Here is a 24,796-nt window from a genome sequence, read left to right as displayed (position 1 = left end):
GACCAATTCTCTTTTTTCGGATAACAATGGAATTCCCGGACACGTTCCGGGCAATCAGCGGCTGTTCAAATGTTATATATAGTTATATAACAAAAATTATCCCATGGCATCGGAAGCCAAAGCGGTCCATTCCCCCCAGCTTGACACCGTCCTGATGGTCGAGTCCTTTATCCGGGAACACAGCGGGGAGTACAAAAAACGGGCCCTGTGGGAGAACCTTCCCAAAAAGATGATGTACCAGACATTTTCCACGATCATCGGCTACCTCCAGGACTCCGGAAAGATCGCAACCGATGCTGATAAAAAAATCTGCTGGATATATAATCCGGAACTTATAAACCGTTATCTCAGGAGTAACAACCTGAAGATACGATGAAGTCCGCCCTCTACTTTGCTGATGAACAGACCCGGCAGGCATTTTCTCTCCTCGCGTCAGGCAGGGCGGAAGAGCAGGAGATCCATCGCCAGCTGAATCTTGTTTTCGATACCATTGCCGCAGATCCGTTCTGCGGGATCCAGGTCCCCAAGCGGTTGATTCCCAAGGTCTATCTTACGAAATACGGAATTGACAACCTGTGGAAATATAATTTTCATAAGAGCTGGCGGCTGGTCTATTCTATTGCCGGAAACGGGACACAGCTTGTAACAATTATCATTGAATGGCTGCCGCATAAGGAATACGAGAGAAGGTTTGGGTATTAGCGCGGGATAAACGGCCGTGGCGCAGCAGATCGCGGGGGATTATCCCGTGATCCATGGCAGCTCCTTTTCTCTTTCCGGAGGGAGGACCGTCTGGTTCAGGTGCATTCCGGCAGCACAGCCCCACCGCCCGTCACTTTCACCCCGTCCGCCCACCCCCTTATCCCTCGCTCCCCCGACCATTGCAGCATATGAACGCGGATCGCCGGGACGCCATCGGGCAGCTGCTGAAGAAATACTGGGGGTACACGGAATTCCTCCCCGGCCAGGAAGCGATCATCGCGTCCGTGCTCAACGGGAACGATACGCTCGCGGTCCTGGCAACCGGGAGCGGCAAATCGCTCTGCTACCAGCTGCCGGCGCTCGCATCCGGCGGCCTCACGCTCGTCGTCTCTCCGCTCATCGCCCTCATGAAGGACCAGGTGGACGACCTCACCTCCCGGGGAATCCCGGCAGCGGCGTACAACAGCTCGCTCGAGTTCCGCGAGCGGGAGTCCGTCGGACAGGAGCTGAGGGACAACACCCTCCGGCTCCTGTTCGTTTCGCCGGAGAAGTGCGTGCAGCCGGCCTTCCTCGATCTCATCCGGCAGACACAGCTCGGCCTGATCGCGATCGACGAGGCCCACTGCATCTCGGAATGGGGGCACGATTTCCGGCCGGAGTACCGGCAGCTCGCGGTGCTGAAAAAGACCTTCCCGGCCGTCCCGGTCATCGCGCTGACGGCAACTGCCATCCCGAAAGTGCGGGACGATATCCGGGCACAGCTCGGCCTCGCCCGTCCCCGGGAGTTCGTCGGCAGCTTCAACCGGAAGAACCTCCGGTACCGGGTGGTGGAAAAGAACAATCCGCTGGTCACGGTGATCGAATACCTCATGCAGCACCGCGGGGAATCCGGCATCATCTACTGCTTCAGCAAGCAGGAGACCGACACCCTTGCGGCAGAACTGAAAAAACGGGGGTTCCGGGCAGCGGCCTACCATGCAGGTCTCACGAAACAGGAGCGCTCGAAGGTCCAGGAGGACTTCATCCGCGATAATGTGGACACGGTCTGCGCAACGGTCGCGTTCGGCATGGGGATCAACAAGCCCGATGTGCGGTACGTGATCCATTACGCCCTCCCGAAGAGCATCGAGTCCTATTACCAGGAGACCGGCCGGGCAGGACGGGACGGGCTCCCCGCGGACTGCATCCTCCTGTACAGCCGGGGCGACGTGTACCGCGTCCGGTCGCTCCTTTCCGGCGAGGGATCCGGTGAACCGCACGCCTCCGGGGCCCTCCGGAAACTCCGGGAGATGGCGGATTACTGCGAATCCGCAGCCTGCAGGAGAAAGTACCTGCTCACCTATTTCGGCGAGGATTTTCCGGATACGCAGTGCGGGTCCTGCGACACCTGCGAGCATCCCCGCGAACTGATCGACGGGACGGAGATTGCACGAACGATCCTGGACTGCATCCGGCAGCTGCCGGGATCGTTTGGGATCGAACTCATCACGGATGTGCTGACCGGGACGGCAAGCGTTAAGGTCCGGGCCCGGCATTTTGACCGGCTCCCCGCGTTCAAATCCGGGAAAGCGTACACCCGGGCCCGGTACCGGAGCTGGATCAGCGAACTCGTGAGGCAGGGGTACCTGGCACGGGACGGCGACCAGTATCCTGTTATCCGGAAGACTGCACGGAGCCAGGAGATTTTGGACGGCCGGGCCCGGGTCATGCTGCCGGCGTCGGAGGTCCGTACCGGAAAACAACCGGAGCACCCGAAACAGCCGGATCTCCCGGCCGGCAGCGAACCGCTCTTCCTGCACCTGAAACAGCTCCGCAAATCCCTTGCCGATGCCGACCGGGTGCCCCCGTACGTGATCTTCTCCGACCGGAGCCTCCGGGAGCTGGCCCGGCTCCGGCCTGCCGACCGGGAATCCTTCAGGACCATCCATGGCGTCGGCGACCGGAAACTGGAGAAATACGGGCCGGCGTTCATGAGGGCTATCGCGGAGTATGCGGCGCCGGCGCCGGGGTCCGTGCCGGCAGAGTAATCCGGCCAATTCCCGAAGGGATGTCGCGAACAACAGCCCATGGAACAAAAATTTATACATTACTAATGTAAATAAAATGCATAAAGTATTCATTGGTAATGCAAATGATCCCCTCATCGCAGCTGGAAGAGCTGGTCCTATCCCAGAAGGAGGCATTCCTTGCCCGGGACCCGGGCATTCCCCGGGAGATTGCCGCAGCACCTCTTACAAAGACGAATGCGATCATTGTTATCACCGGTATACGGCGTTGCGGCAAGTCAACCCTCCTGCGGCAGCTCTCGGCACTGTACGATGAATTCCTGTACATCAACTTCGATGACGACCGGCTCCTGGATTTCACCCTTGCGGATTTCCCCGCCCTGATGCTGGTTTTCGAGAAGCTCTTCCCGGGAATAAAAACTCTCTTTATCGATGAGATCCAGAACGTGGACGGCTGGGAGCGGTTCATACGCCGGATCCATGATGAAGGATACAAGGTCTTTTTAACCGGCTCGAATGCCAGCCTCCTTTCAAAAGAGCTTGGTACCCGGCTCACCGGACGGCACCTGCCGGTCACTCTGTACCCATTCTCGTTTGGGGAAGTGCTGCGATACCGGTCCATCGGAACCGGCCGGGTTGCGGAGAAGCAGAAAGCCCGGATCCTCGCGGAATTCGACCGGTACCTTGCCGGGGGCGGATTCCCTGAATTTCTCAAAACCGGGGATCCGGAATACCTCAAGCGGATCTATGATGACATTTTGTTCCGTGATATCATCAGCCGGTCAGGGATCCGGGAAGTGAAGGGGTTCCGGCAGCTCGCCCGGTACCTGTTTACCAACACTGCCAACCCGGCAACATATAATTCGCTGAAAAACACCCTCGGATTCCGGAGCGTGGCTTCGGTCCGGGATTATATCGGTTTCCTCGAAGATGCATTCCTGCTGTTCGAGATATTCCGGTACGATCCCTCACTGAAAAAGCAGTACGTCACTGAGAAGAAACTCTATTGCATCGACAATGGCATGCGCAACGCGGTTGCGTTCCGTTTTTCAGAAGACCGGGGCAGGTTGCTGGAGAACATGGTGCTCATTGAGCTGCTGCGCCGGCGTGCCTCCGTCTATTTCCACAAGACCACTAAAGAATGCGATTTCATCACGGAAGAGAGCGGGAGAATCACCGGGACAATCCAGGTCTGTTATGAGCTCACAACGGAGAATCGCGAACGCGAACTGGCCGGCCTGTACAGCGCCATGGAAGAACACAGATTGGCTGAAGGATACCTGCTCACGTATCAGCAGGAAGAGATGATCACCCGGGGAGCGCTGGTCGTCCGGGTGCTGCCGGTCTGGAAATGGCTCACGGGGGAACGGTCCATGAATGGCGATTACACCATGGAACGAAAACAGTGGCTGAAGTACGATCCGGAAAAATACCTGGCTGCTGTTCTCGTACATGGGAAGAAAAAAACCAGAAAGTAATTTTTTCATATTTTCCTTCCGGGAACCAGGAATTCGGATCTGTGCCTGTTATGAGATGTTGTTTTCGTGGGAAAAGACGTCACACTCTCCCGGCGGGTATTGCTCTGTATGGCCCCCCGCTTCACTATCTCCGTTACTGCTTCTTCTTTCCTGCTGCCATCGTGCATCGCTCCGGGATATAGAAGACCATCCCGTCCCGCCGCCTCTTCCCTTCGTAGAGCCGGCAGACCTCCGGCTTCTTCCCGTGCACGGAGCACCGGGCCCGGACAATGCCGCGGGCAAGGTTGTCGTCCGTCAGGTCGCCAGCGCCGGCTGCAGCCCCGTCCTCCGCCCGGTAGTACTCGAGCATCGTGCAGGGGTGCTCCACGAGGACGAGCCCCTGGCGCTCGGTTGCGCCGCGGAGGGCGTGGTACCGGCGTTCGTCGGCGGACATCTCCTGTATCTCGCCCAGCACCAGCCACCGGCAGCATTCCCCGCACTGGCTGCATGGTGTTGATGTCATGATATCCTCCCTGCTGCCCGGGCATCTCCCGTTTCCGCCCGGGTAAAAGTAACCAACAGTATCGGTCCCGTGCAGAGAAAAGGATTGGCACCGGGAGCCGGTGCTGCGACGGGGTCGCGGGGAAGTTCCGGCTCCTTACGGCATTTCAATGGTATTCAGAACAAAAGTGATGGAGCACTGTCAGGCCCCCTCAGTAACCATCTCCCAGAAATCATCCCAGCCGTTGTGGCACTCCTCTTCCAGGGGATCGCAGACCTCGTACCAGGAGCATGCATGGTTGCAGGTGCCGCAGTTGTCGTGCGAGTCGAGATTCATGCACTTCCCGTCACAGCAGTGCTCACCCGAAAAACAATCCTCTCCGCAGGCGCCACAGTTTTTCCGGTCCTGTTCGGTGCAGACGCCCTCGCAGCAGAGGTTCCCCGCCGGGCAGACGACCTGGCTTCCGCAGGCCCCGCAGGACTCCGGCGCCGTGAGGTTTATGCACTGCGACATGCAGCACCATTCGTCATGGCTGCAAACGATATTGCGACCCCCGCAGTGGTCACGGTTATGTGTCGTGTCCTGACACTCCCCCCGAACGCAGATATCGGTATCCTCACCGCATGCCCGGCCGCATTCCCCGCAGTTCCGGCTGTCGGTCTCCGTATCGGAGCAGACACCGCTGCAGCAGATCTCGCCCTCCCGGCACTCATGCCCGCAGGTCCCGCAGCTGTGGTGATCGTTCTGGAGATCGTAACAGTACCCGTCGCCGCAGAGCGTCCTGTTCCGGTAGCACTGGCATACTCCTCCGGAGCAGGAGGACTCGCTGGGGTGGCACACGTTCGAGCAGGACCCGCAATGCCAGTTCGAGGACAGGTTCACGCATTCCCCGCTGCAGCAGGCCTCGCCAGCTCTGCAGGTATTTGTGCAGTTCCCGCAGGTACTCTCATTGAACCAGATGTCGGTACAGACGCCGTTGCAGAGGACTTCCCTCGCGCTGCATGCCAGGGTCATCCGCCCTCCAGTGTCCCGGCAGCTGCCCATGACACAGGGACCATCCGGGCAGACGAGCCCGCACCCCCCGCAGTTGGCAGCATCAGTCATTATGTCCGTGAGGGTGCCGTTGCAGGAGATCATACGGGACGATGTGCTGGAAGAAGGCGTGCCAAGGAGCGAGCCGAAGATGCTGCCGATCCCGGCAAGGATCCCCGGATCGGCCACAACCGCACTTGTCGTTGTGGCGGGGACTGATGTTGTTGCCAGGACCCGGGCAGATACGGCCGGAAGTACCGGGGTGCCGGACGGAGTACCGGCCGGGACCGCAACAAGGGTGGTCCCGGGTTTGATCGCGGCAACAGCCTGCGTCGTGGTCCGGGCGGCGGCGGTGTCAGCCGGTGCAAAGCAGTACCGCGGGTCCTGCCCGGGGGTGCCGCTGCAGAGGGTTTGCTTACCGCCGCAGTACGGGAGATTCTTTGCCTTCGCGTCCTCCGGGCTGAGGCAGGAACAGCCGGCTGCACAGGCCTGCGGAACGGCGGTTGTGGTTGCGACAACGACCAATGTTGCGCGTATTGCCGGGGATTTTACGGCCGTTTTTCCATAGCAGTACTTCTGCACGCCCCCCGAATCGGCAGCGCAGATCTGCGGCTTGTCATTGCAGTACCCGGGCGAGCCGATCTTCGCGGCCTCAGCAGGCAGGAGGCAGGAGCAGGAGGAGGGGCACGCGGTCACGGAGGTGAGGGCTGCTGCACCCGCAGGGGCTGCAGCGATCAGCAGGATGCAGAAAACACACAGGAAGAGGATATTTTTCACAGGACATACCCCCCACAGGGGAGATATGCAACAATACACTGACCGGATTATATCTGTGTTTCTGTAGTATTCACCGGGACAGGGGTTCTGGTGCAGGTCCCGGCTCTCTCCCCGCCGTCACCCGCCCGCCATCAGCCTGTTGACGCGGTACAGGGAGAAGAGCGCGGCGGCGACGAACGCCCCCTCGATCCAGAACGTGCCGATCCCGACCACGCAGTTCGTTGTCCCGTTCCCTGCCAGCATCAGGTGGCCGCATCGCATCGAGACATAGAAGAAGACGAAGAGGAGTGCGAGGATGCAGAGGGCAAAGATCCAGGACCAGATGAAGATCAGCCTGCTCCGTTGGGCCGGGTTATTCACAATAACTGGTGATTCGCCGGCAGGGTATTAAGAATTTCGCTGGTGCCATACTCCGCCGGCAACCGGCAGGATTGGGCGTGGCTCCGGTGCTGGCGCCGGCCGGGATACCGGCGGGGATCTCCGGGCATACCTATTTACCATACAACAACCTCTTCCGGTTGATCGGGACCGGTCCCGCGCTCCCGCGCCTGCGGCATAACCACCATTGCTGTGTCCTGCACCGGCGGCAGGGCAGACCGGTTCCTGGCGGATAACGCATGAGATCAGGCAAGGGCACACGCACGATCGTCACCGCACAGCTGGTCGCTGTCATCGCCATCGCCGCGGTTCTTGCGGGGTGCACCCAGGTGTCCCCGCCCCCGGCGGTCCCGACAGCAACAACCCCGGCACCTCTTACTGCCGTTCCCCCGTCAACACCCGTGCCGGCAACAACAGCCCCGGCGCCCGGGGGATCGTGCCGGCCGGGCCTGACGTGGTGCACCGACCACTGCAGCGACCTGGCGGTGGCCATCGGGGACTGCGGGTCCTGCGGGGCGTCCTGCGCCGGCGGGCAGGCGTGCGTTGAAGGCCAGTGCTGCAGGAAGGGCCTTTCGGTCTGCAACAAAACATGCGTCGACCTCCCGTCCGACGATGCCCATTGCGGCACCTGCGGCAATGCCTGCCCGACCGGGTCCATCTGTCACCAGGCAAAATGCGTGAACGTGAGCATCGAGTGCCCCGCGGGAAAGAGCCTGTGCCTTGACGAGAAGTGCTACGACTTCTCCACCGATAACATGAACTGCGGGAGCTGCGGGAATGTCTGCCCGCCCTTCTCGGGATGCACGAAGGGAGTCTGCGTGGACATGGAAGGGGATTTTTCGAACTCCCCCAACATCATCATCAACATGCCGGTGTGACGGCGGGCGGGAAGCGGCCGGCTCCATCCGGCACAGGCTGGCGCCTTTTGCCAAAAAAAGAGAGAATTTTCTTTCTCACATGAATGATCAGGGCTTCTTCTTCACGCAGAACCCCACGGCCTTGCGGTCCCAGTGCCAGATCGCACCGTTGCTGTTGAGGATCGCCCGGTCCCGCCCCCAGACCGTCAGGGTATACCCGCATGGGTCGAGTTTGCCGGTATCGACAGACCAGGAGAGGTTGCCGTCCCCCGTGTCGCCGACTGACGCGTAGAGGCGGAGCGGCGGGGTAACGGCGTTCCCGTGGACATGGCCGGACGGCTGCAGGTCAAGGTTCCAGTACCAGAAGTACGGGTGGATGACCCGGAGGTGGCCGGTCAGCGTCTCGCCCTGCGTCGTGTTCGGGCAGTCCATGGCCTCGATTGCGATATCGAGCGTGGAGGAGAGGTCGACCGATGTGTTGCCCACTGCAGTGTTGACCGAAAATCTCGTGTTGTCGAGCCGGATGAGGGCGCTTGCGGTCTTGTGGATGACGCTTCCCGGTGTCAGCGGGTAGTCCTCCGTGTACCTCACGCGGATATGGAACTCGCCGTTCAGTGCGCCGGTGTCCCAAATCCCGAGCATGTTATCGCGCTCCAGGAGCGGGTAGGGTAGTGCGCCCATGTCCTCGAGGAACGTGAACCAGCCGTCGGGGCAGGTCTGCGTATAGGTCTTGTGCGGGTCGGCCACATCGGAGGGATCCATGATCGTGAAGGTCATTTTCGTCGTGACCGGTGCCCAGCTGGCATCAACATCGGGTGCATTGCGGGGCTTGTACTCCACCGTGAAATGCACCGTGCCGGCCGGTCCGGTATTGTAGAGCCGTCCCTGGATGTACACAAGGCCGCCGAACGGGCGGTTGCCCGGGTCCGCAGAGGCGCTCACCGGCAGGATGGAGGTCGGGAAGGCAAGTCCCCGCAGGCTGGCATCGGTATCGTCCTGTGAGATGCTCTCGATCGCGACCCCGCCCAGCTTGTAGATGAGCGCGGTCATGCCGGTGTCCGGTGTCCCTTCCCGGACCTGCACGACCACATCGAGGGAATTGCCCCAAGTGGTCAGGTCCGACGGATCGGTCGTGGACGGGGGGATCGCCCAGGACAGGACCGCCCGGATCCGGACAACGCTCGGGTTTGTGCAGGTCGAGAGGTGGCCTGTCAGGTTGACGGGGAACGTCACGCCATAGTACAGCCCTTCGGCCGGGATCGTGTCGATGTCGTGCACCGTGACCTGCGCCGTGCCAAGGTACTCATCAAAGGTCCCGTTGTTGTTCCAGTCCGCCCAGAACGCCACGTACTCGACCGAGCCCTTGTCGCAGAGCGAACCGCTGTATCCCGAGGGTTTTTTGACATGGATGACAGCCCCGAGCGTGTCGTTTGGCGTGCAGAGGCCGGCGCAGATGACCTCCTCGAAGCTCACGTCGGCCTTGGTCTCCGCGAGGGTGTCGATGGCAAGTTTCAGGTCGATATCGTGTTTGAGGAGCCAGGACTTGTCCGGCAGAACCGCGGATGCCGTGGCCACGGCCTTTCCCTTCACAAGGGGATAGACCGCCGGGTACACGATACGGTGCTTTGGGACACCCGCTTTCAGGTACTGCTCAGCCATTTCGTGGACCATGGGAACCGGTTTCTGCACCAGCGGAAGCGGTGCGTGGATGTCGAGTATCTCCATCAGGTTCTTGTCAATCTTCACTCCCTTTTCGATCAGGCAGGAAATGCAGAACGGATACGGTTTCAGCTGGATCGCTGCGTCAAGGGCATTCCCGTAATACGGCGTGTCATCGGGATCCAGCGAGGGAAGGGCGTTCCAGCTCAGGACCGCCCGAACCTTCGGGAGCACTGCCGTCCAGCAGCAGCGCTGGTGGCCGGAGAAGTCGAGGGGCAGCGTGACAAGGTACATGAGAGGATGCTGGGGCCCTTTGGGCGCATCGGAGATATCGGATACCCTGATGCTGGCAAGGCCGGCATGGGTAAACCCGTGGCCGTCCCCCCAGTCGATGAAGAACCGTACATATTCCTGGGATCCGGAGGAACAGATTCCCCCGCAGTAGCCGGTCGGCTGCTTGACGGAGATGACTGCCTCAAGGAGGGACGTCTCGGGATTGTAGCCGACACAGGTCAGTTCCTCCCACCAGGTATTGCCGGTCGGGAGGCCGGGTGCCCCGGCATACAGCTTTGCAAGGAACATCGTCCGTCCCTGGCTGAGTTTTTTGAATTCTGCCGGGGACGGCATTGCAGTTCTCGCTTTGGTTTTTTCAGGTGTTTTTGGCATATTCTCACCTCATGAAAGTACTCTGGAGATCGACCGGCGCAACTCTGCACGGCCGGAAGACCGGGGATTTTTGTATACAATATTATTTATACCAATCCAGAGCATGCATATGTACAGATTTATTGGTAAAAATATTTTGCAACCATGAAGTGCCATGCATATCTGCTTCACATGCCGGGGGCTTGGAGAACCGGCAGGAACAGTCCGCCGGCAGGGTAACCGGAACGATAGGTTGGCAGCATGCCGGTTCGGGTGACCTGCATGTCACTCTCCCGGGGGGTTTTGCAGCTGTTGCAGGACCGGGTTCTGGATCGCCCGTAAACCCCCTTCTCCGCGAAAGCCTGATACGCAGGGAAAGCAATCCCCCTCACAACCATGACATACGCCCCCCGGATCACGGACGAGTCCGTGCTGCAGCGCTGGATCGGGATCGAGGTGAAGAAGATGAACCAGGGGATCGTGAAGGAGCGCAAGCGCCTCGCCGCCCTCCTTGCGGAAGAGACGCCGCAGTCCGTTACGAAGGGCGACGAGCCGTACTATTTCGACCGGGCGGTGCTCGATGTTCTGGCAAAAGGGCTGCCGGAGGACCTGCACCGGCGCCTGCGGCTCCCGGTCTTCTTCTACGCATCCCCGGATACGCCGGACAGCTGCTCCTGCCCGGATGATGCGGCGCTGGAGGCGTTGCAGAAGCTTGGCGAGGTGAGCACGCTGCGGACCATGCAGGGCGACCGGTTCTGGGTCTCAAAGCCCATCGCGTACGCGCTCCTGCAGAAGTACCCGACGGCCGTGCAGATCGTGATGGGGGTGTAGGGACGGGCAGCCGGCATCCTTCACCCCGGAGTATGTTTCGGTTCCGGAACAGTCCACAACCGGTATACTTCAGAAAAAAATACCCCGGATAACCTTGAAGAAGAAACCCGATACCAGCACCAGGAAGTAAGCACTCCAGTACGAGAGGATGAGTGGAATAGCAATCCCGCTACCTGTCGATGCCAGTATCCATGTTGTGAGGATGCCGATACTGAGTCCCACCCAGAGAAACCGCACAACAACCGGATCGACACGCGGCCTGCCCTCGGCCCTTAGTACCGGGATCATACTCTCAAGCTGTACGATATTGGCCAGAAACGTGGAACTATCCCCGAGCATGGAATCATATCCTCCGGAATGAACGATTTCAGGGCTCCGGTATATTCTGGAGGAAATATATGAAAAACATTCTCTTTTGTTTTTCAACCATGTCCCCGGCAGCATCCGCGATATCAAAAAACAGCCATCTCCTGTCCGATGTCTTTGAGAAACGGCAGGAGCAGGTGTGATGGGGCAGGAGATCTCACCATCGGGACTAAAAAGGGTGGAAAAAAATTACTGGAAATTCAGCTCGTTCACCTGCAGGACCGGCCCCTTGAGATCGCTCATCACGATCTTCGCGTCCGACATGGTGTAGAGCGTGTTCTCGATATACAGCGCCCGCTTCACCTGGCTCCTGTACAGGGCATAACTGCTGCTGTAGTGCTTCACCGTACCCTTCAGCGTGAAACCTTTGTCGGGGCTGACACCGTACACGTAAGCCCCGCCCCAGATCGCGGGCGGCGTGCAGGACTTCGCCGTGCAGGCGGATTCGCTGTGCAGCTCGACCGGCAGGACGAGGATGTCCTTCTGCTGGTCGAAGAGGAAGGCCCTGGGCTCGGTCAGGACCGGCGAGGTGCTGCCGGGCCCGCCGAGCGTTTCGCCGGCCTGCTGCACCGGGTTGTTCACGTCCGTGACATCGAAGAGCGCGATCTTGAGCGGGCCGGAAGTGGATTCCTTCCCGATGCCGATGATATGGTTCCCGTCATACGGGTGCAGGTAGTTCGAGAAACCCGGTAGCTTCAGTTTCCCGAGGATGACCGGGTTCCGCGGCTCGGCAAGGCCGATGACAAAGAACGGGTCGGTCTGCCGGAAGGTCACGAGGTAGAGACGGTCGCCCATGAAGCGGGCCGCATAGATCCGCTCGCCGGGCGCGATGTCCGAGAGCGTGCCGATGGCCGCCATGGTGCGGTCAAGCACCGTCACTTTACTGTACGAGCCGTCGTTCATCTGCCATGAACCGGTATTGATCGTGGTCGCGACCCGGAGGTTGCCGTCATACTCGTCCAGCGAGTACTGGGAAAGGAGCGTGCCGTCGACATTACCGCCGGCCGCATAGGCTATCTTCCCGCTGTCGAGCGTGAAGGAGTACACGGAGGTCGTCTTCCGGATGCCGGACACGGCCCGGTCGGGGACGGCGATGTAGAGGCGCGTGGGCGAGGCATAGATCGTCCCGGCGGTGCCGATGATGAAGGACTTCGCCGGGACGGATGAGGTTCCGGTCACGTCCAGCGAGCCGATGGTGGAGAAGGCAAACGAGCGGTCGGTGGTGTTGAAGCCGTACACCGGCGGGGTCGTGATGCCGCCGTGGTCGTCATGGACCGACGGGAGTTGCAGGTCGTCGAGGCGTGAGGGGACGGGGGTCGAGGTCACGAAGTAGAGCTGCGTGCCTATCATGCGGGAGCTCGAGTACGAGCCGTCAGCATCCACTTCCCGCACAAGCGCCGGGTTCGCGGGGTCCTTCACCGAAAAGACGTAAATGAGCGTCCGGGGGGTTGCTGACGAGGAGTACGAGCACCGGCCGGGCGTGCAGGCCGTGATGGGCCGGGTCCAGGTGTCGGTCGTGATCAGGACGACCCGGCCATAGCCGGCATAGAGCGCCTGCGGGCTTCCCGCAAAGCGGAGGGTGGAGAGGAACTTGGCCTCCGACGCGGGGTAGGCTTTGAGGATGTGCAGGCAGGAGCCCGTCACAACGTAGATGTTCTCCCCGTCGGTCTTGATGATGTCCGCCTCGTCAACGTCCTGTACCTGGACGTTGGTGGTCGAGTACGCCCGGGTGGGGAGGGCAGCGCCCGCCGTTGTCGGGACCGGGGTCGGCGCTGCGGTCATCATGGCAGTCGGTACCGGGTAATTCATCGTGGACGGGTACGAACTGGTCCGGATAGTACCGGTTGCCCCGGAGAACTCGCCTGACTGGCTCTTCTGGGTCGGCTTGAAGGATGATGAGTAGACCTGTACGAGGATCTCGGCATCGGCCGGGAGGTTGGTCACGCCCGTGATCGTGAAGCGGTCGCCGACCACCTTGTCGCTGATCGGGTCGATGCGGATATAGAACCCGCTGCTCCCGACGGGCGGATATTCCGGGATCTCCGGTACCGTGACATACCGCCGGGATTCGGGCGCCAGTACATTGAACAGCGTGGTGCCGGTCGCGTCCTGGATGACCGCGCTCGCTGTCACGACATACTCATCGGGAGTGAACGACGAGGTGTCCACGTCGAAGGTGAAGGTCCGGGCGCTGCCCGGGACTGCAGATACCGTGTAGTCGCGGGTGGCGGAGGGCGTGGCGCCGGCCGTTTCCGTGTGGGAGCGGATGAATGCAGCCACGTCCTCCTTTGTCGTGAGTTCGCCAAGGCTGGCTGCAGTACCGGCTACTCCCGGCTCATCAGGCCGGGCGACAGTGCTTGTGGCGGGAAGGACACTGCCGGTGCCGGGAGCTGGCACGAGCAGGGGATAGGCGATGATGGCTGCAAGGATGCCGATAATGCAGCCGAGAACGATCAGGATGCCGTCATTTTTCGTAAGCACGATGGATCACCAATCCTGTTTTTAGACAAATCGATTTATTGTTTGTGTTTTTATCTTTGCGGCCGTGATGGGACAATGGAGCAGCGATAAACAGGAACATATTAAACAGATTACTATAAACCCTGATCAGGAGATCCGATGGACCGCGATGAGCCCGCATCCTGGAGAACAAAACGCATCCCCCGCATCTGGGTGGCGTTTGGCATGCTCGTTATCGCAGTACCAATCGTCCTCTTCCTTGTAAGCATGAAGGGGTGCGCCTGCATACCCATGCCCGGCGATGCCGCGCCGGCAGTGCGGACCGGCCCGGATTCCATCCATATCGTCATGAAGCCCGACGGCTCGAAGCACCACAACCAGGTCCCGGTCCTGACACTCTTTGTCAATGACCGCGAGGTCACCAACCAGTCGGCGATCGCTGCATCGCGCCTGCCGCTCGTCATCACGCCCCCGGAGGGGCTCGCGTTCCGGGACGGGGCGGAGGTGACCCTGCAGGGGACCGCCGTGGCAGGCAACGAGAGCCTGCCGGTCAATATCGTGATCGTTGCCACCTACCCGGACACCGGCCAGGTCTGGGTGATCGGGGACCAGAGGATCTGAACGGAGCGGGGAGCTTATACGGTGCTGGACCGGGTTTTTTCCCCGGGATCCCTGGCCCGGCCCCGCAACCCCTATCATCTCCCCCGTTCAACCACGGCTCATGGAACAGGACACCCCCGGTATGAGCCCGCTCTTTCCCTGGCTCATCGTCCTTATCGCCACGCTCTCCGCGCTCGGGTTCGTGCTCTTCTTCATCGCGCCCAACTGCGCAGGTCTCCCGGTATGGGGGAAGACCGACGGGGAGTGCGGGGCGGAGAAGACTGCAGTCATCGTCATCTGCTCCGCGATGTTCCTTGCCGGCGCGGTATACAGCCTGTACCGGATTGCCATGGCGGTGAGGGAGCGGCGGGGGGAATGAGAGGATCCCGTTGGGATGAAACCATCAGCTGGTCCCGAACAGGTGCACTCCGCGGGTGGAGCGGGGTGCTCCGGCAGGCAGGAGCCGTTGATCAGGAAGGGTGTCAGCATTTCGGGAATATTCCGTAATAGCAAGAGAGGGCGGACAGCGCAGTCATGATGCTGTAGTTGACTGCCGGCAATCCATGCACCAACGGTATACCCGGTTTCTCAGGGAAAGAGCCCTGGGACGAGCCCGATACTGCTGACCGATTCCCCGGAACATGTGATCGCAGTCTCAGTTTTCTTGCCGCTCCTCAAGGAGCAGGTACAGCTCCCGGCCGGAGTATGCGGCAATCGCGAGGAACGCGAGTGTGAAAATACCCCAGCCGTACCCGAGGCCGCAGGCGCCCTGGATGCCGGTCTGCTGGTATACCCACTCGCAATGGGTGGAGAGGAAAAACAGGGTAAAGACCGCCATGGCAAGGGCGATGATGCAGACGGCGGCATACGAGATGGTGTCCCAGGGCCGCGGCGCGAGAATATTCATTCTACAGTGAAATTGGCGCAGGGGATTTTAGTCATTTCCCCCGGTTTTCATGATCAGATGAATTGAATGGTATCCAAGACCTTTTCTGTTGCCGGCGCATACGTGGCGAACTGCCCCTTGCGCGTGGTGAACTCGAAGAAGTAGGCGTTGTTGCCCTTGATCGTCATGATGATGATCGACTCGAGGGCGTTCTCCCCCGTACCCCGGATCATGACGAGCTTTTTGGCCGGTGTGCCGTCCATCTGCACGGACTCCTGGCTCACGATGCTGACCTCCGGGTCGGCCTGGTACTGTTTCATGTAGATGTTATAGAAATCCTCGAGATTGAGACCGGAGGCGCCGCCCGTGATCGTCACGTACTGCAGCGCTGACTTCATCGGCTCGTCGAAGTAGATCTTGTACTTCTTCTCGTATCCCCCGGCCGTGGTCACCCACTCGCCTTCTGTGGTCCAGCCAGCCGGCATATCAAAGGCGAAGCCGAACTCCTTGTTGGTGTAGGTCTTTGCCGGACCGCCGGCCGCGGAGGGGGCTGTTGCTGTCGCGGCCGGGACTGAGGTCACGATAAATGTGGACTGTGCTGTTTCGGTCACCAGCGGGGCCGGCGGGATCGTGGTACGGGCCGTTGGCGGGATGGTATGGGTTGCGGGAACGGCGGTGGGGGCCGGGGTTGCCGGGGACGGGTTCTGCCCTGTGCAGCCGGCAACAAGGAGTACTGCGATAAGCAGGATGAGGATGAGACTGTTCTTCATACTCCCCCGTTTCTCCGGGTCTGGGATATAAGTTTGGGACTAAAAAAACCGGCTCTGGAGAAATCAAAATAGGGATTGTATTTGATAGTGATGGAGCCACGGGCGCTCGGGGTCTGTCAACCCTCGTCCCGTGGAGCAGGCCGTATCCGGGGGTCAAGGGGGCTTGCCCTCTTGGGCTGCCTCCCCCCTCCGGGGACCGACCGCAGGGAGGTTGAGAAGAACGCGCCAGCGTTCTTCGAGGAGAGAGGGAGTCACCCTCGCAATTCCACTGATTGCGTTGTCGGAATGGATTTCTCCAGAGCCGGTTTCCCCAAAGTTCAAAAAACAGCGGGAGTTACTTCCCCTTCACGCCGTACGAGATAGCGCCCTGCGGGCAGGTGTCGGCGCAGCTGGCGCAGAGGATGCAGTCCGCCTGCTCCATTTCCCCGGAACGGACCATGCCGTTCACGTCAAGGCCCATCGGGCACTCCCGTGAGCACGTTTTGCAGCCGGTGCATTTTGCAGCATCCGCGTCCAGCCGGAGGGCCGGCCAGCCGATCGCGTTGCGGATCTTACGACCTGCGGCCATGATGCCGGCGATCGGACAGAGGACGCGGCAGAACCCGCGCCGGCCCGCGATGAATGCGACGGAGAGGATGATGGCGAAGATGGCCGCGACCATCACGAGGGTCTGCAGGGATGTAACCGAGATACCGTTTGTCGTCCCGTAGAAGATGTCAATGCCCAGGATCCCCCCGGCCTGCCTGAAGGCAAACCCGATCATGCCCAGCCAGAGCACCGTGACGATATACTTGATCCAGTTCGGCCAGCCCGCGGGCACCGTGCGTTTCGTGACCGGCGAACATATCTCCTGCCAGGCCCCCATCGGGCAGCACCAGCCGCACCAGAGCCGGCCAACCACGAATGAGAGGAGGAAGAGCAGGATGACGAGGATGAACGCGCCCGTGGCGATCCCCTCCGACGCCCCCATCATCAGGATGATGGGCGAGATGAAGAAGATCGTGACCGGGACAAGGATGAACGTGAGGATCAGCAGGACTTTTCGTATCTTCTGCCTTGATGACGGGTTCTGGGCCATGGGATATTCTCCGTGTGGGGATCAGCGTGGGACGGGCGGCAACTTATGGCTGTTGCTCTCCGGCTGCCGGACAAGGTAGCAAAGCGCCCGATCGTTCCTCCCCGGCCCCCACCGGCCACGGCCTGCACCGGCCCCCATCAGTATTTTTTTATACCATATGCCCAGACCTGTCCATGATGCCCCGGAAGGCGATCCTTGTCATCGAAAGCCCGTGGTGGACCCCGGACCAGAACCGGCGCCGGGCCTCGGTCCTCCCCATGCTGCAGGCAATGGGGAACCTCTCCGAGCACCTGGCCATCTACCACTCCTACTTTTACGAGAAGCACGGCTTCCAGGCGGCGCTGAAAGACGACCTGTCGCACACGAAGGAGAACCGGCTGTACCTGTACGTGGCGGCGCACGGCAGCAGGCGGACGGTCGGGGGCGCCGGGGAGACGCCGGGCCTTCTGCTCACCACGGTCTTTAAGGAGCTCAAACGGAACAAGGCCCAGTACCGGAACATCGAGGGCGTCCTCCTCGGGTCCTGTGAGGTGGGCAGGAATACCGGCGACCTGATGAACGGCCTTGCCGGTACCCGGATCGCGTGGATCTTCGGGTACACCTGCGAGATTGACTGGCTCTCCTCCACCTTTATCGACGTCGCGCTTCTCGAGCGGCTGACCCGGTTGCGGGAGCGGCAGCTCTCGGACCGGGCGGATATCGTGAAAGCCTTCTCGGGTGCCCTCCGGCGGTTCAGCGGGGAGTACCCTATCGGTGGAGAGGGCCGGCGCAGGATCTCGCTTGCAGACTCCATCGTGCTCGTGACCAAACCCCGCGGGCAGGGGAACGTCCCGAAGGACAGCACGGGCGACCTGATCGCGGCCCTCGGGTGGTAGGGGGGGATGGCGGGGCCTGTCCTTCACCGGCTGCGTGTGGCAGAAACGCGGGAATGCCTGCTCCATGGATCAGCTGGAGCGGCCTTGGATCTGCCGCAGGCGCAGGGCAAACAAGACTGATGTGACGATCATGGCGCCGCAGTACGGCACGATGAGCAGCAGGATCTTCTCTATCCGGGCCTTCTTGCCGAGAGCAATGATGGGGAAGATGAGAAAGAGCATGGTGAAGGCCCCGTCAATCCCGGCAAGCGTGAGTATGAGCAGCGTGGTCCCCTCCTGCTTCGGGTCGGCAATGATGGATTATTCTTCCATGGGGAAACGGGGGACGCGGGTGTTTATGAGGATTGCAGCATTTGCCCCTAGGACGGCACTGCCAGTATCCGGAAGAGCGATCTCACCGGTATACCGGAGCGCCCTGAATGTCCTTTTCAGCTCTGGAAAAACCCCCCGAAGTACAACGTTGGATGAGGATGGGGTCACGGGCGCACACGCTTATATTGCCTCCCGCTCCAGTACCTTTCAATGAAGAAACAGGCCAGGGATCCTCTCCATGCAGCTCTTGCCGACGCCACGTTCGAGGCGTACAAAAGTGCCGTCATCCACCTTCCGGAGGATGTCGTGCGGGTCATCCGGAAATCCGCCCTCGCTGAGACAAGCCCCGTTGCCCGCGGGGAGTTTGCCAACATCTTAAAGAACATCGTGACCGCCGGGCAGCTCGGGGTGCCCCTGTGCCAGGATACCGGCGTGCCGGTTGTGTACCTCACCCTTCCGCCCGGCACCCCCTATTCCCGGGACCTGTACGATGCTATCGCCGACGGCGTGCACCGGGCGACAAAGGAGGTCCCGCTCCGGCCCAATGTCGTGGACCCGCTCACCCGGCACAACACGAACAACAATACCGGCGCCGGGATGCCGGCGATCCACGTGAGACCCGGCAAGAAGCTCACGGTCACGGTGCTGCCCAAGGGCGCCGGCGCAGAGAACATGTCGCGGATCGCAATGCTCCTCCCGACCGAAAAGGACAAGATCGAGAAGTTCGTGGTTGAGACGGTGTATCTCGCGGGATCGCGCCCATGTCCGCCGGTCATTATCGGGGTCGGCATCGGCGGGACGTTCGACGGCGCCGCGGCGCTCGCCAAGGAAGCCCTGCTCGAGCCGGTTGACAAAATGAGCGAGTACGAGCAGCAGCTCCTCTGCGCCGTCAACAAACTCGGCATCGGGCCGATGGGTCTTGGCGGGGACTTCACGGACTGCGGCCCGAAGGTGAAGAGCGCCGGCTGCCACACGGCATCGCTGCCGGTAGCCGTCAATATCCAGTGCTGGGCGAACCGGCACGCGACCATCGAGGTGAAGTCGTGACGGAAAAACCGGTCCAGCTCCGCACCCCGCTTGGCGACGAGATCCTGGAACTCCATGCCGGCGACCTCGTCGAGCTCTCCGGCACGGTCTACACCGCACGGGACGAGGCGCACCTCCGGATGCAGAAGAAGGGGATCCCATTCGACCCGAAGGGTGCGGTCATCTACCACTGCGGGCCGGTCATCCGGGACGGGAAGGTCATCGCTGCCGGGCCGACGACATCTACACGGATGAACGATCTGACGGGCTTTGTCATCAGCCGTGGCGTGCGGGGGCTGATCGGGAAAGGTGGGATGGGCGCACAGGTAAAGGAGCAGCTGAGGGGAAAAGGTGTCTACTTCGCGTTCACCGGCGGCTGTGCAGCACTCGCTTCATCCCATATGTCGGTTGCCGGCGTGTTCTTCAAGGATCTCGGAATGGCTGAGGCTGTGTGGGTCATCGGCCTCGACCGGTTCCCGCTGGTCGTGGCGATCGATTCCCACGGAAACGACATCTTCGACGCGGCACGGGAGAAGGCGGAGAAGGCTTTTAAGGAGTATTCGGCCGGGGCGTGCAGCGGCGGGGAGTGATTACCCCCCTTTGCGCCAACCCTGCCCCCCGGCGCGGGGGGCGGGGGCGCATTGCGATGCCTCTGCATTACCGGTTGAAACACATATCCAACTGTTTTGTGTCAACCTTCTGAGTAGATATCGCAATGTGGGGGCTGCCCCAGCGGCGGGGGCGGAAGCACACTGTGCTGGAGCCCCCGAGAGCGTCAGCACCGACCCGTATACGATCTGTATTGATCAAAAGACGAGGTTTTTAGTACCGGTTCCCGTATAGTACTAACGAACAGGACTGCCGATCCATGAAACTCGCCATCGACGAGACCCGCTGCAAGGGGTGCAACCTCTGTACAAAGGTCTGCCCCTACAAGATCTTCAGAGAGGGAAAAAAGCTCAACCGCAAGGGTGTTGCCGTGCCCGAGCTGGACCGGCCCGAGCGCTGCACCAACTGCCGGCTCCGTAACCTCTACGGCCGGCAGCTCTGCGGTGTCTGCCAGCTCACCTGCCCGGACCAGGCAATCCACTGGATCGAGGAGGAGCCCTACGAACCCCATAAGGTGGCGATCGAATATTGACGCGGACTGAATTCTGGCAGGGCAACACGGCCTGCGCCGAGGGGGCGCTCGCGGTCGGGTGCAACTTCTTCGGCGGCTACCCCATCACCCCCTCGACCGAGGTCGCCGAGCACATGGCTGTAAAGCTCCCGAAGAAGGGCGGGGTATTCATCCAGATGGAGGACGAGATCGCGTCCATGGCCTCGATCATCGGGGCCTCGTGGACGGGCGCCCGGGCCATGACCGCGACGAGCGGCCCCGGCTTTTCCCTCATGATGGAAAACATCGGCTTTGCCGCCATGACCGAGACGCCGTGCGTGGTCGTCAATGTCCAGCGGGGCGGCCCCTCCACCGGCCAGCCGACCATGTCGGCGCAGGGCGACATGATGCAGGCGCGGTTCGGGTCCCACGGCGACTATGCCATCATCGCCCTCTGCCCGGCAACCGTTCAGGAGATGTACGAGCTGACGGTGAAGGCCTTCAACCTTGCCGACCAGTACCGCGTCCCCGTCTTCCTCATGGCCGACGAGACGGTCGGGCACATGCGGGAGAAGATACTCATTCCCGACACGGTTGAGCGGATTGGCCGGAAGCCGTTCGTAGACGGCACTCCGCCATTCAGGGCAACCGATCCTGACCTGATTCCGGGATTCCCGACCTTCGGCACCGGCCGGCATGTCCACGTGACAGGCCTCACCCACGACGAGCGGGGCTACCCGTGCGCAACCAACCCGAAGCTCCACATGGCGCTCGTGAAGCGGCTCGTGGACAAGATCGAGAATGCCCGGGACGCGATGGCGGACTATGACGTGGTGAACCTGGATGCGGAGCAGGTCTTCGTAGCCTACGGCGGCCCGGTCCGCACGGTCATGCAGGTGATGCACGACCGGAAGGACAAAAACGTCGGTTTCCTCCGGCTCCGGACAGTCTGGCCGTTCCCGGAGAAAGCGCTCGCGAAGTTCAGGAACGCGAAGCGCTTCCTTGTCCCGGAGATGAACTTCGGGCAGATCGCCCGCGAGATCCAGCGGCACGTAAAGGTGCCGGTCCATTGCATCCCGAAGCTGGGCGGGGAGCTTCACACTCCCGACGAGCTCGTTGCGGCACTGGAGGGGAATGCATGAGTTTCGAGGACTGGTACCGGCAGGACCGGCTCCCCCACATCTACTGCGCCGGCTGCGGGAACGGGACGATCATCAACTGCACGCTCGCCGCGGTTGATTCGATGGGCTGGAAGAAGGAGGAGACGGTCTTTGTCTCCGGCATCGGCTGCTCCTCGCGGGCGCCCGGCTACATCCTCACCGACTCGCTCCACACCACCCACGGGCGGGCGCTGGCATTCGCCACCGGTGTCAAGATGGCGAAGCCGGACCTGCACGTCGTGGTCTTCACGGGCGACGGCGACCTCGCGGCCATCGGCGGCAACCACTTCATCCATGCCTGCCGCCGGAACATCGACATGACGGTGGTCTGCATGAACAACCAGATCTACGGCATGACCGGGGGGCAGGGCAGCCCGACCACGCCGCTGAAATGCCTCTCCTCCACCACGCCCTACGGCTGCGCCGAGCCGCCGTTCGATCTCTGCGAGCTCGCCACTGCCGCGGGCGCCAACTACGTTGCACGCTGGACCTCGTACCACGTGAAGGAGCTCGAGAAGGCGGTGAAGGCAGGGCTGGAAACGCCCGGCTTCTCCTTCATCGAGGCGCTCGTCCAGTGCCCCACCGCGTTCGGGCGCCGGAACAAGTTCCGGCAGGTCATGGACCATGTCGAGTTCTTAAAGACCCACTCGCTCCTCCGGGCAAAACGCGACCGGCTGCTCGAGCAGGGCCAGCCGCTCCCGGAGGACATGTTCGTTGTCGGCGAGCTGACGAAGCGGAACCGGCCGGCCATGGGGGTGAAGCGATGAGGAACGAGATCCGGTTCTCGGGGTTCGGCGGCCAGGGGATCATCCTCTCGGCCGTCATCATCGGCCGGGCCGCGGTGATGTACGACAGCAAGTTCGCGGTCCAGACACAGGTGTACGGGCCGGAGGCCCGGGGCGGGGCATCGATGAGCGCCGTGATCATCGACGACGACCCGATCCTGTACCCCAAGGTCGCAAACCCGAACATCTACGTCATCATGTCGCAGGAAGGGTTCGAGAAGTACGGGGCGGCGGCGGAGGACCCGGCCGTGATGCTCATCGACTCGACGCTCGTCCACTCCCGCCCGAAGTGCCGGTGCATCGAGGTGCCGGCAACGCGGGAAGCGAAGCAGACCCTGAAAAAGGATATCGTAGCCAACATCGTCATGCTCGGGGCCCTCGTCGCCGCCACGCACGTGGTGAGCGGGGAGAGCCTGAAAAAAGCCATCCTCGACTCCGTGCCGAAGGGTACCGAGGACCTCAACCTGAAAGCCATGCAGCTCGGCCTGCAGCTGGGGAAACAGCCATGAAACTGCGCGAACACGAGGCAAAGAACGTGATAAAGGCCGCCGGGATTCCCGTCCCGGCCGGCATCCTGATACGATCGCCCGACGAACTCACCCCCCATATTGCCGAACTCGGCGACGCGTTTGTCTTAAAAGCACAGGTGGATGTCGGCGGCCGGGGCAAGGCCGGCGGCATCCTTATGGCTGACAAAGCCACGGGGATGAAGGTTGCAAAGGAGCTCTTCGCAAGGCAGATTAAGGGTCTGCCGGTGAAGGAGATCCTGGCCGAGCAGAAACTCGACATTCAGCACGAGTACTACCTCTCGATCACGGTCGACCGCTCCTCCAAACAGCCGCTCATCCTCTTCACGGAGGCGGGCGGCGTGGAGATCGAGGTCACGGCAAAGGAGCACCCGGAGCTGATCCGGAAAGCCGTGGCAAACCCCCTGATGAAGGAGCTGCCGCCGTTCCTGATCCGGGAGCTGGTCGGGACGGCACCGAAGGAGATCGGGCCGGTCATCAACAAACTGTACAAAACCTTCATCGAGAAGGACGCCCTCCTCGCCGAGATCAACCCGCTGGTCAGCACGCCGCAGGGGATCTTTGCCGCGGACGCCAAGATCATCGTGGACGACAATGCGCTGGGCCGGCAGGGGATCACGGTCAACCGCGATCTCACCGACCGCGAGCGGGAGGCAGAGAAGCACGGCTTCTCCTATGTGGAGCTGGACGGGAAGATCGGCGTGATTGGCAACGGCGCCGGACTTACGATGGCGACACTCGACCTGATCGAGTACTACGGCGGGAAGGCGGCGAACTTCCTCGACGTAGGCGGCGGGGCCGAGAGCGAGCGGGTGATGAACGCCGTCCGGCTCGTTGCAAGCGTCCCGACGGTGAAGGTCATCGTGGTCAACCTCCTTGGTGGCATCACGAAGTGCGATGAGGTTGCAAAGGGGATCATTGCAGCGGGCATCTCCCAGAAGGTCATTGTCCGGCTCGCGGGCACGAACGAGGCGGAGGGCCGCCGGCTCCTCTCAGAGAAGGGCTACGAGATGCTGGACACCATGGATCTTGTCGTGAAGAAGGCCGTGGAGGTTACCGCATGATCTACGGCGACAGGAAGACCGGCGTACTCGTGCAGGGCGCCACCGGTAAGCAGGGCGAGTTCCACATCGGGCTGATGAACGCGTACGCGAAGCAGGTCGGCGGCCGGGGCGTTGTCGCGGGCGTCACCCCCGGCAAGGGCGGCCAGCAGGTGCATGGCGTGCCTGTATACAACACCGTGAAAGACGCCATGAAGGAGCATGACATCGGCGCTGCAGTCATATTCGTTCCCGCGGGCGCTGCAGCTGACGCTATCATGGAGGAGGCGAACGCCGGTATCGAAACCATCGTCTGCATCACTGAGCATATTCCCGTGCAGGACACCATGCGGGCGCTCGCCTACGCGAAGATGGAGGGAGCGAGCGTGATCGGGCCCAACTGCCCCGGCCTCCTCTCGCCGGGCGAGGTCAAGATGGGGATCATGCCGGCAGCGCTCTTCAAAACCGGCAATGTCGGTGTCATCTCGCGGAGCGGCACGCTCACCTACGAGGTCGTGGACGAGCTGACCCGGGCCGGCATCGGCCAGAGCACCGTGGTCGGCATTGGCGGCGACCCGGTCATCGGCCAGACCTTCGTGGACGTGCTCGCCCGCTTCGAGAAGGATCCCCAGACAAAGGCGGTCGTCCTCATTGGCGAAGTCGGCGGCAACCTTGAGGAGGAGGGTGCGAAGTCGACAAACCTGCCCATCGTCTCCTATATTGCCGGCGTATCGGCCCCGCCCGACAAGCGGATGGGCCATGCGGGCGCGATCGTCGAGGGCGGCGAGGGCGATGCCCGGTCCAAGATAGCCCGGCTCAAAAAGCACGGCGTACCGGTGGCGTCCCGCGTTTCCGAGATACCAGAGATGGTGCGGGAACTGTTCCGGTGCGGGTGCTGAAGTATACATCCAAATTTTTCGTGTTTTATCCCTCCCTTGCGCCAGCCCTGCCCCCGTTGGGGGCGGG

27 protein-coding genes are annotated in these 24,796 nt (G+C 61.4%); 17 read left to right on the top strand and 10 right to left on the bottom strand.

What is annotated here, in order from left to right; all coding sequences use genetic code 11:
• Nucleotides 1–103 precede the first annotated feature (103 nt).
• The 4 genes from A4E33_RS11495 (at nt 104) to A4E33_RS11480 (ending at nt 4,186) form a co-directional block, all read left to right on the top strand.
• Nucleotides 104–376 carry a hypothetical protein gene (locus A4E33_RS11495; protein WP_292348286.1) on the top strand — a complete coding sequence of 91 codons (273 nt, stop codon included), beginning with the start codon at nt 104–106 and terminating at the stop codon, nt 374–376.
• Nucleotides 373–702, top strand: a complete 330-nt coding sequence (locus A4E33_RS11490) for a hypothetical protein (protein WP_292348285.1) — start codon at nt 373–375, stop codon at nt 700–702. The genes A4E33_RS11495 and A4E33_RS11490 overlap by 4 nt, the downstream gene beginning before the upstream one ends.
• 188 nt (nt 703–890) lie before the next feature.
• Nucleotides 891–2,729, top strand: coding sequence for a DNA helicase RecQ (gene recQ / locus A4E33_RS11485; protein ID WP_292348283.1), 1,839 nt, complete (start codon nt 891–893; stop codon nt 2,727–2,729).
• A gap of 98 nt (nt 2,730–2,827) precedes the next feature.
• A complete protein-coding gene (locus A4E33_RS11480) occupies nt 2,828–4,186 on the top strand; it encodes an ATP-binding protein (RefSeq protein ID WP_292348281.1) in 1,359 nt (452 codons plus the stop codon).
• A gap of 133 nt (nt 4,187–4,319) precedes the next feature.
• Here A4E33_RS11480 and A4E33_RS11475 read toward each other — a convergent pair whose 3' ends face one another.
• The 3 genes from A4E33_RS11475 to A4E33_RS11465 form a co-directional block, all read right to left on the bottom strand.
• Complete coding sequence (locus A4E33_RS11475) at nt 4,320–4,688, bottom strand: hypothetical protein (protein WP_292348279.1); 369 nt, start codon at nt 4,686–4,688, stop codon at nt 4,320–4,322.
• A 180-nt stretch (nt 4,689–4,868) separates the two neighbouring features.
• A complete protein-coding gene (locus A4E33_RS11470) occupies nt 4,869–6,476 on the bottom strand; it encodes a hypothetical protein (RefSeq protein WP_292348277.1) in 1,608 nt (535 codons plus the stop codon).
• A 117-nt stretch (nt 6,477–6,593) separates the two neighbouring features.
• Nucleotides 6,594–6,836 (bottom strand): hypothetical protein, encoded by a 243-nt coding sequence (locus A4E33_RS11465; RefSeq protein ID WP_292348275.1) that lies wholly within the window; start codon nt 6,834–6,836, stop codon nt 6,594–6,596.
• Between the two features lie 257 nt (nt 6,837–7,093).
• On the opposite strand from A4E33_RS11465, the gene A4E33_RS11460 reads away from it, so the two are divergent.
• Nucleotides 7,094–7,732, top strand: a complete 639-nt coding sequence (locus tag A4E33_RS11460) for a hypothetical protein (RefSeq protein WP_292348273.1) — start codon at nt 7,094–7,096, stop codon at nt 7,730–7,732.
• A gap of 87 nt (nt 7,733–7,819) precedes the next feature.
• Here A4E33_RS11460 and A4E33_RS11455 read toward each other — a convergent pair whose 3' ends face one another.
• A complete protein-coding gene (locus tag A4E33_RS11455) occupies nt 7,820–10,036 on the bottom strand; it encodes a hypothetical protein (protein ID WP_292348271.1) in 2,217 nt (738 codons plus the stop codon).
• Between the two features lie 375 nt (nt 10,037–10,411).
• Between A4E33_RS11455 and A4E33_RS11450 the strand changes: the two genes are divergently transcribed.
• Entirely contained in the window at nt 10,412–10,846 is a 435-nt protein-coding gene (locus A4E33_RS11450) for a DUF61 family protein (protein WP_292348270.1), read from the top strand.
• Between the two features lie 69 nt (nt 10,847–10,915).
• Here A4E33_RS11450 and A4E33_RS11445 read toward each other — a convergent pair whose 3' ends face one another.
• Together A4E33_RS11445 and A4E33_RS11440 are read right to left on the bottom strand one after the other, a co-directional pair.
• Nucleotides 10,916–11,185, bottom strand: a complete 270-nt coding sequence (locus A4E33_RS11445; RefSeq protein ID WP_292348268.1) for a hypothetical protein — start codon at nt 11,183–11,185, stop codon at nt 10,916–10,918.
• A 216-nt stretch (nt 11,186–11,401) separates the two neighbouring features.
• Nucleotides 11,402–13,693, bottom strand: a complete 2,292-nt coding sequence (locus A4E33_RS11440) for a beta-propeller domain-containing protein (protein WP_292348266.1) — start codon at nt 13,691–13,693, stop codon at nt 11,402–11,404.
• Between the two features lie 138 nt (nt 13,694–13,831).
• Between A4E33_RS11440 and A4E33_RS11435 the strand changes: the two genes are divergently transcribed.
• Complete coding sequence (locus A4E33_RS11435; protein ID WP_292348264.1) at nt 13,832–14,293, top strand: hypothetical protein; 462 nt, start codon at nt 13,832–13,834, stop codon at nt 14,291–14,293.
• A gap of 100 nt (nt 14,294–14,393) precedes the next feature.
• A complete protein-coding gene (locus A4E33_RS11430) occupies nt 14,394–14,651 on the top strand; it encodes a hypothetical protein (protein ID WP_292348262.1) in 258 nt (85 codons plus the stop codon).
• Nucleotides 14,652–14,927: 276 nt separating this feature from the next.
• Here A4E33_RS11430 and A4E33_RS11425 read toward each other — a convergent pair whose 3' ends face one another.
• The 3 genes from A4E33_RS11425 to A4E33_RS11415 form a co-directional block, all read right to left on the bottom strand.
• Nucleotides 14,928–15,179 carry a hypothetical protein gene (locus A4E33_RS11425; protein WP_292348260.1) on the bottom strand — a complete coding sequence of 84 codons (252 nt, stop codon included), beginning with the start codon at nt 15,177–15,179 and terminating at the stop codon, nt 14,928–14,930.
• A 53-nt stretch (nt 15,180–15,232) separates the two neighbouring features.
• Nucleotides 15,233–15,928, bottom strand: coding sequence for a PsbP-related protein (locus A4E33_RS11420; protein ID WP_292348258.1), 696 nt, complete (start codon nt 15,926–15,928; stop codon nt 15,233–15,235).
• A gap of 334 nt (nt 15,929–16,262) precedes the next feature.
• Nucleotides 16,263–17,006 (bottom strand): 4Fe-4S binding protein, encoded by a 744-nt coding sequence (locus A4E33_RS11415; protein WP_292348256.1) that lies wholly within the window; start codon nt 17,004–17,006, stop codon nt 16,263–16,265.
• Nucleotides 17,007–17,179: 173 nt separating this feature from the next.
• Between A4E33_RS11415 and A4E33_RS11410 the strand changes: the two genes are divergently transcribed.
• Entirely contained in the window at nt 17,180–17,881 is a 702-nt protein-coding gene (locus tag A4E33_RS11410; RefSeq protein ID WP_292348254.1) for a hypothetical protein, read from the top strand.
• A gap of 69 nt (nt 17,882–17,950) precedes the next feature.
• On the opposite strand, the gene A4E33_RS11405 is transcribed toward A4E33_RS11410, so the two are convergent.
• On the bottom strand, nt 17,951–18,103 hold the full coding sequence (locus A4E33_RS11405) for a hypothetical protein (RefSeq protein WP_292348252.1): 153 nt from the start codon (nt 18,101–18,103) through the stop codon (nt 17,951–17,953).
• A gap of 300 nt (nt 18,104–18,403) precedes the next feature.
• Between A4E33_RS11405 and A4E33_RS11400 the strand changes: the two genes are divergently transcribed.
• The 8 genes from A4E33_RS11400 to sucD all read left to right on the top strand — a co-directional run bounded on the left by A4E33_RS11400 (nt 18,404) and on the right by sucD (nt 24,729).
• Nucleotides 18,404–19,240: a fumarate hydratase gene (locus A4E33_RS11400; protein WP_292348250.1), complete on the top strand. Its 837-nt coding sequence runs from the start codon at nt 18,404–18,406 to the stop codon at nt 19,238–19,240.
• Complete coding sequence (locus A4E33_RS11395; RefSeq protein WP_292348248.1) at nt 19,237–19,809, top strand: FumA C-terminus/TtdB family hydratase beta subunit; 573 nt, start codon at nt 19,237–19,239, stop codon at nt 19,807–19,809. The genes A4E33_RS11400 and A4E33_RS11395 overlap by 4 nt, the downstream gene beginning before the upstream one ends.
• 278 nt (nt 19,810–20,087) lie before the next feature.
• Nucleotides 20,088–20,360 (top strand): ferredoxin family protein, encoded by a 273-nt coding sequence (locus A4E33_RS11390; RefSeq protein ID WP_292348246.1) that lies wholly within the window; start codon nt 20,088–20,090, stop codon nt 20,358–20,360.
• Nucleotides 20,357–21,460: a 2-oxoacid:acceptor oxidoreductase subunit alpha gene (locus A4E33_RS11385; RefSeq protein WP_292348243.1), complete on the top strand. Its 1,104-nt coding sequence runs from the start codon at nt 20,357–20,359 to the stop codon at nt 21,458–21,460. The genes A4E33_RS11390 and A4E33_RS11385 overlap by 4 nt, the downstream gene beginning before the upstream one ends.
• Nucleotides 21,457–22,245, top strand: a complete 789-nt coding sequence (locus A4E33_RS11380) for a thiamine pyrophosphate-dependent enzyme (protein ID WP_292348242.1) — start codon at nt 21,457–21,459, stop codon at nt 22,243–22,245. Before A4E33_RS11385 ends, A4E33_RS11380 begins: the two co-directional genes overlap by 4 nt.
• Entirely contained in the window at nt 22,242–22,772 is a 531-nt protein-coding gene (locus A4E33_RS11375) for a 2-oxoacid:acceptor oxidoreductase family protein (protein WP_292348241.1), read from the top strand. Before A4E33_RS11380 ends, A4E33_RS11375 begins: the two co-directional genes overlap by 4 nt.
• Entirely contained in the window at nt 22,769–23,854 is a 1,086-nt protein-coding gene (locus A4E33_RS11370) for a succinate--CoA ligase subunit beta (RefSeq protein ID WP_292348239.1), read from the top strand. The genes A4E33_RS11375 and A4E33_RS11370 overlap by 4 nt, the downstream gene beginning before the upstream one ends.
• Entirely contained in the window at nt 23,851–24,729 is an 879-nt protein-coding gene (gene sucD / locus A4E33_RS11365; protein WP_292348238.1) for a succinate--CoA ligase subunit alpha, read from the top strand. The genes A4E33_RS11370 and sucD overlap by 4 nt, the downstream gene beginning before the upstream one ends.
• Nucleotides 24,730–24,796: the final 67 nt, after the last annotated feature.

The sequence above is a fragment of the Methanoregula sp. PtaB.Bin085 genome (assembly GCF_002067035.1).
GTDB lineage: Archaea > Halobacteriota > Methanomicrobia > Methanomicrobiales > Methanospirillaceae > Methanoregula.
This window is presented reverse-complemented; position numbering and strand designations above follow the sequence as displayed.

What these genes read in the sequence shown, in the direction of transcription:
- A4E33_RS11480 (WP_292348281.1), top strand. Translation starts at nt 2,828, where the DNA reads ATGCAAATGATCCCCTCATCGCAGCTGGAAGAGCTGGTCCTATCCCAG.
- A4E33_RS11450 (WP_292348270.1), top strand. Translation starts at nt 10,412, where the DNA reads ATGACATACGCCCCCCGGATCACGGACGAGTCCGTGCTGCAGCGCTGG.
- A4E33_RS11430 (WP_292348262.1), top strand. Translation starts at nt 14,394, where the DNA reads ATGGAACAGGACACCCCCGGTATGAGCCCGCTCTTTCCCTGGCTCATC.
- A4E33_RS11400 (WP_292348250.1), top strand. Translation starts at nt 18,404, where the DNA reads ATGAAGAAACAGGCCAGGGATCCTCTCCATGCAGCTCTTGCCGACGCC.
- sucD (WP_292348238.1), top strand. Translation starts at nt 23,851, where the DNA reads ATGATCTACGGCGACAGGAAGACCGGCGTACTCGTGCAGGGCGCCACC.
- A4E33_RS11375 (WP_292348241.1), top strand. Translation starts at nt 22,242, where the DNA reads ATGAGGAACGAGATCCGGTTCTCGGGGTTCGGCGGCCAGGGGATCATC.
- A4E33_RS11390 (WP_292348246.1), top strand. Translation starts at nt 20,088, where the DNA reads ATGAAACTCGCCATCGACGAGACCCGCTGCAAGGGGTGCAACCTCTGT.
- A4E33_RS11370 (WP_292348239.1), top strand. Translation starts at nt 22,769, where the DNA reads ATGAAACTGCGCGAACACGAGGCAAAGAACGTGATAAAGGCCGCCGGG.
- A4E33_RS11380 (WP_292348242.1), top strand. Translation starts at nt 21,457, where the DNA reads ATGAGTTTCGAGGACTGGTACCGGCAGGACCGGCTCCCCCACATCTAC.
- A4E33_RS11445 (WP_292348268.1), bottom strand. Translation starts at nt 11,185, where the DNA reads ATGCTCGGGGATAGTTCCACGTTTCTGGCCAATATCGTACAGCTTGAG.
- A4E33_RS11455 (WP_292348271.1), bottom strand. Translation starts at nt 10,036, where the DNA reads ATGCCAAAAACACCTGAAAAAACCAAAGCGAGAACTGCAATGCCGTCC.
- A4E33_RS11435 (WP_292348264.1), top strand. Translation starts at nt 13,832, where the DNA reads ATGGACCGCGATGAGCCCGCATCCTGGAGAACAAAACGCATCCCCCGC.
- A4E33_RS11405 (WP_292348252.1), bottom strand. Translation starts at nt 18,103, where the DNA reads ATGCTCTTTCTCATCTTCCCCATCATTGCTCTCGGCAAGAAGGCCCGG.
- A4E33_RS11495 (WP_292348286.1), top strand. Translation starts at nt 104, where the DNA reads ATGGCATCGGAAGCCAAAGCGGTCCATTCCCCCCAGCTTGACACCGTC.
- A4E33_RS11490 (WP_292348285.1), top strand. Translation starts at nt 373, where the DNA reads ATGAAGTCCGCCCTCTACTTTGCTGATGAACAGACCCGGCAGGCATTT.
- A4E33_RS11410 (WP_292348254.1), top strand. Translation starts at nt 17,180, where the DNA reads ATGATGCCCCGGAAGGCGATCCTTGTCATCGAAAGCCCGTGGTGGACC.
- recQ (WP_292348283.1), top strand. Translation starts at nt 891, where the DNA reads ATGAACGCGGATCGCCGGGACGCCATCGGGCAGCTGCTGAAGAAATAC.
- A4E33_RS11460 (WP_292348273.1), top strand. Translation starts at nt 7,094, where the DNA reads ATGAGATCAGGCAAGGGCACACGCACGATCGTCACCGCACAGCTGGTC.
- A4E33_RS11475 (WP_292348279.1), bottom strand. Translation starts at nt 4,688, where the DNA reads ATGACATCAACACCATGCAGCCAGTGCGGGGAATGCTGCCGGTGGCTG.
- A4E33_RS11415 (WP_292348256.1), bottom strand. Translation starts at nt 17,006, where the DNA reads ATGGCCCAGAACCCGTCATCAAGGCAGAAGATACGAAAAGTCCTGCTG.
- A4E33_RS11425 (WP_292348260.1), bottom strand. Translation starts at nt 15,179, where the DNA reads ATGAATATTCTCGCGCCGCGGCCCTGGGACACCATCTCGTATGCCGCC.
- A4E33_RS11420 (WP_292348258.1), bottom strand. Translation starts at nt 15,928, where the DNA reads ATGAAGAACAGTCTCATCCTCATCCTGCTTATCGCAGTACTCCTTGTT.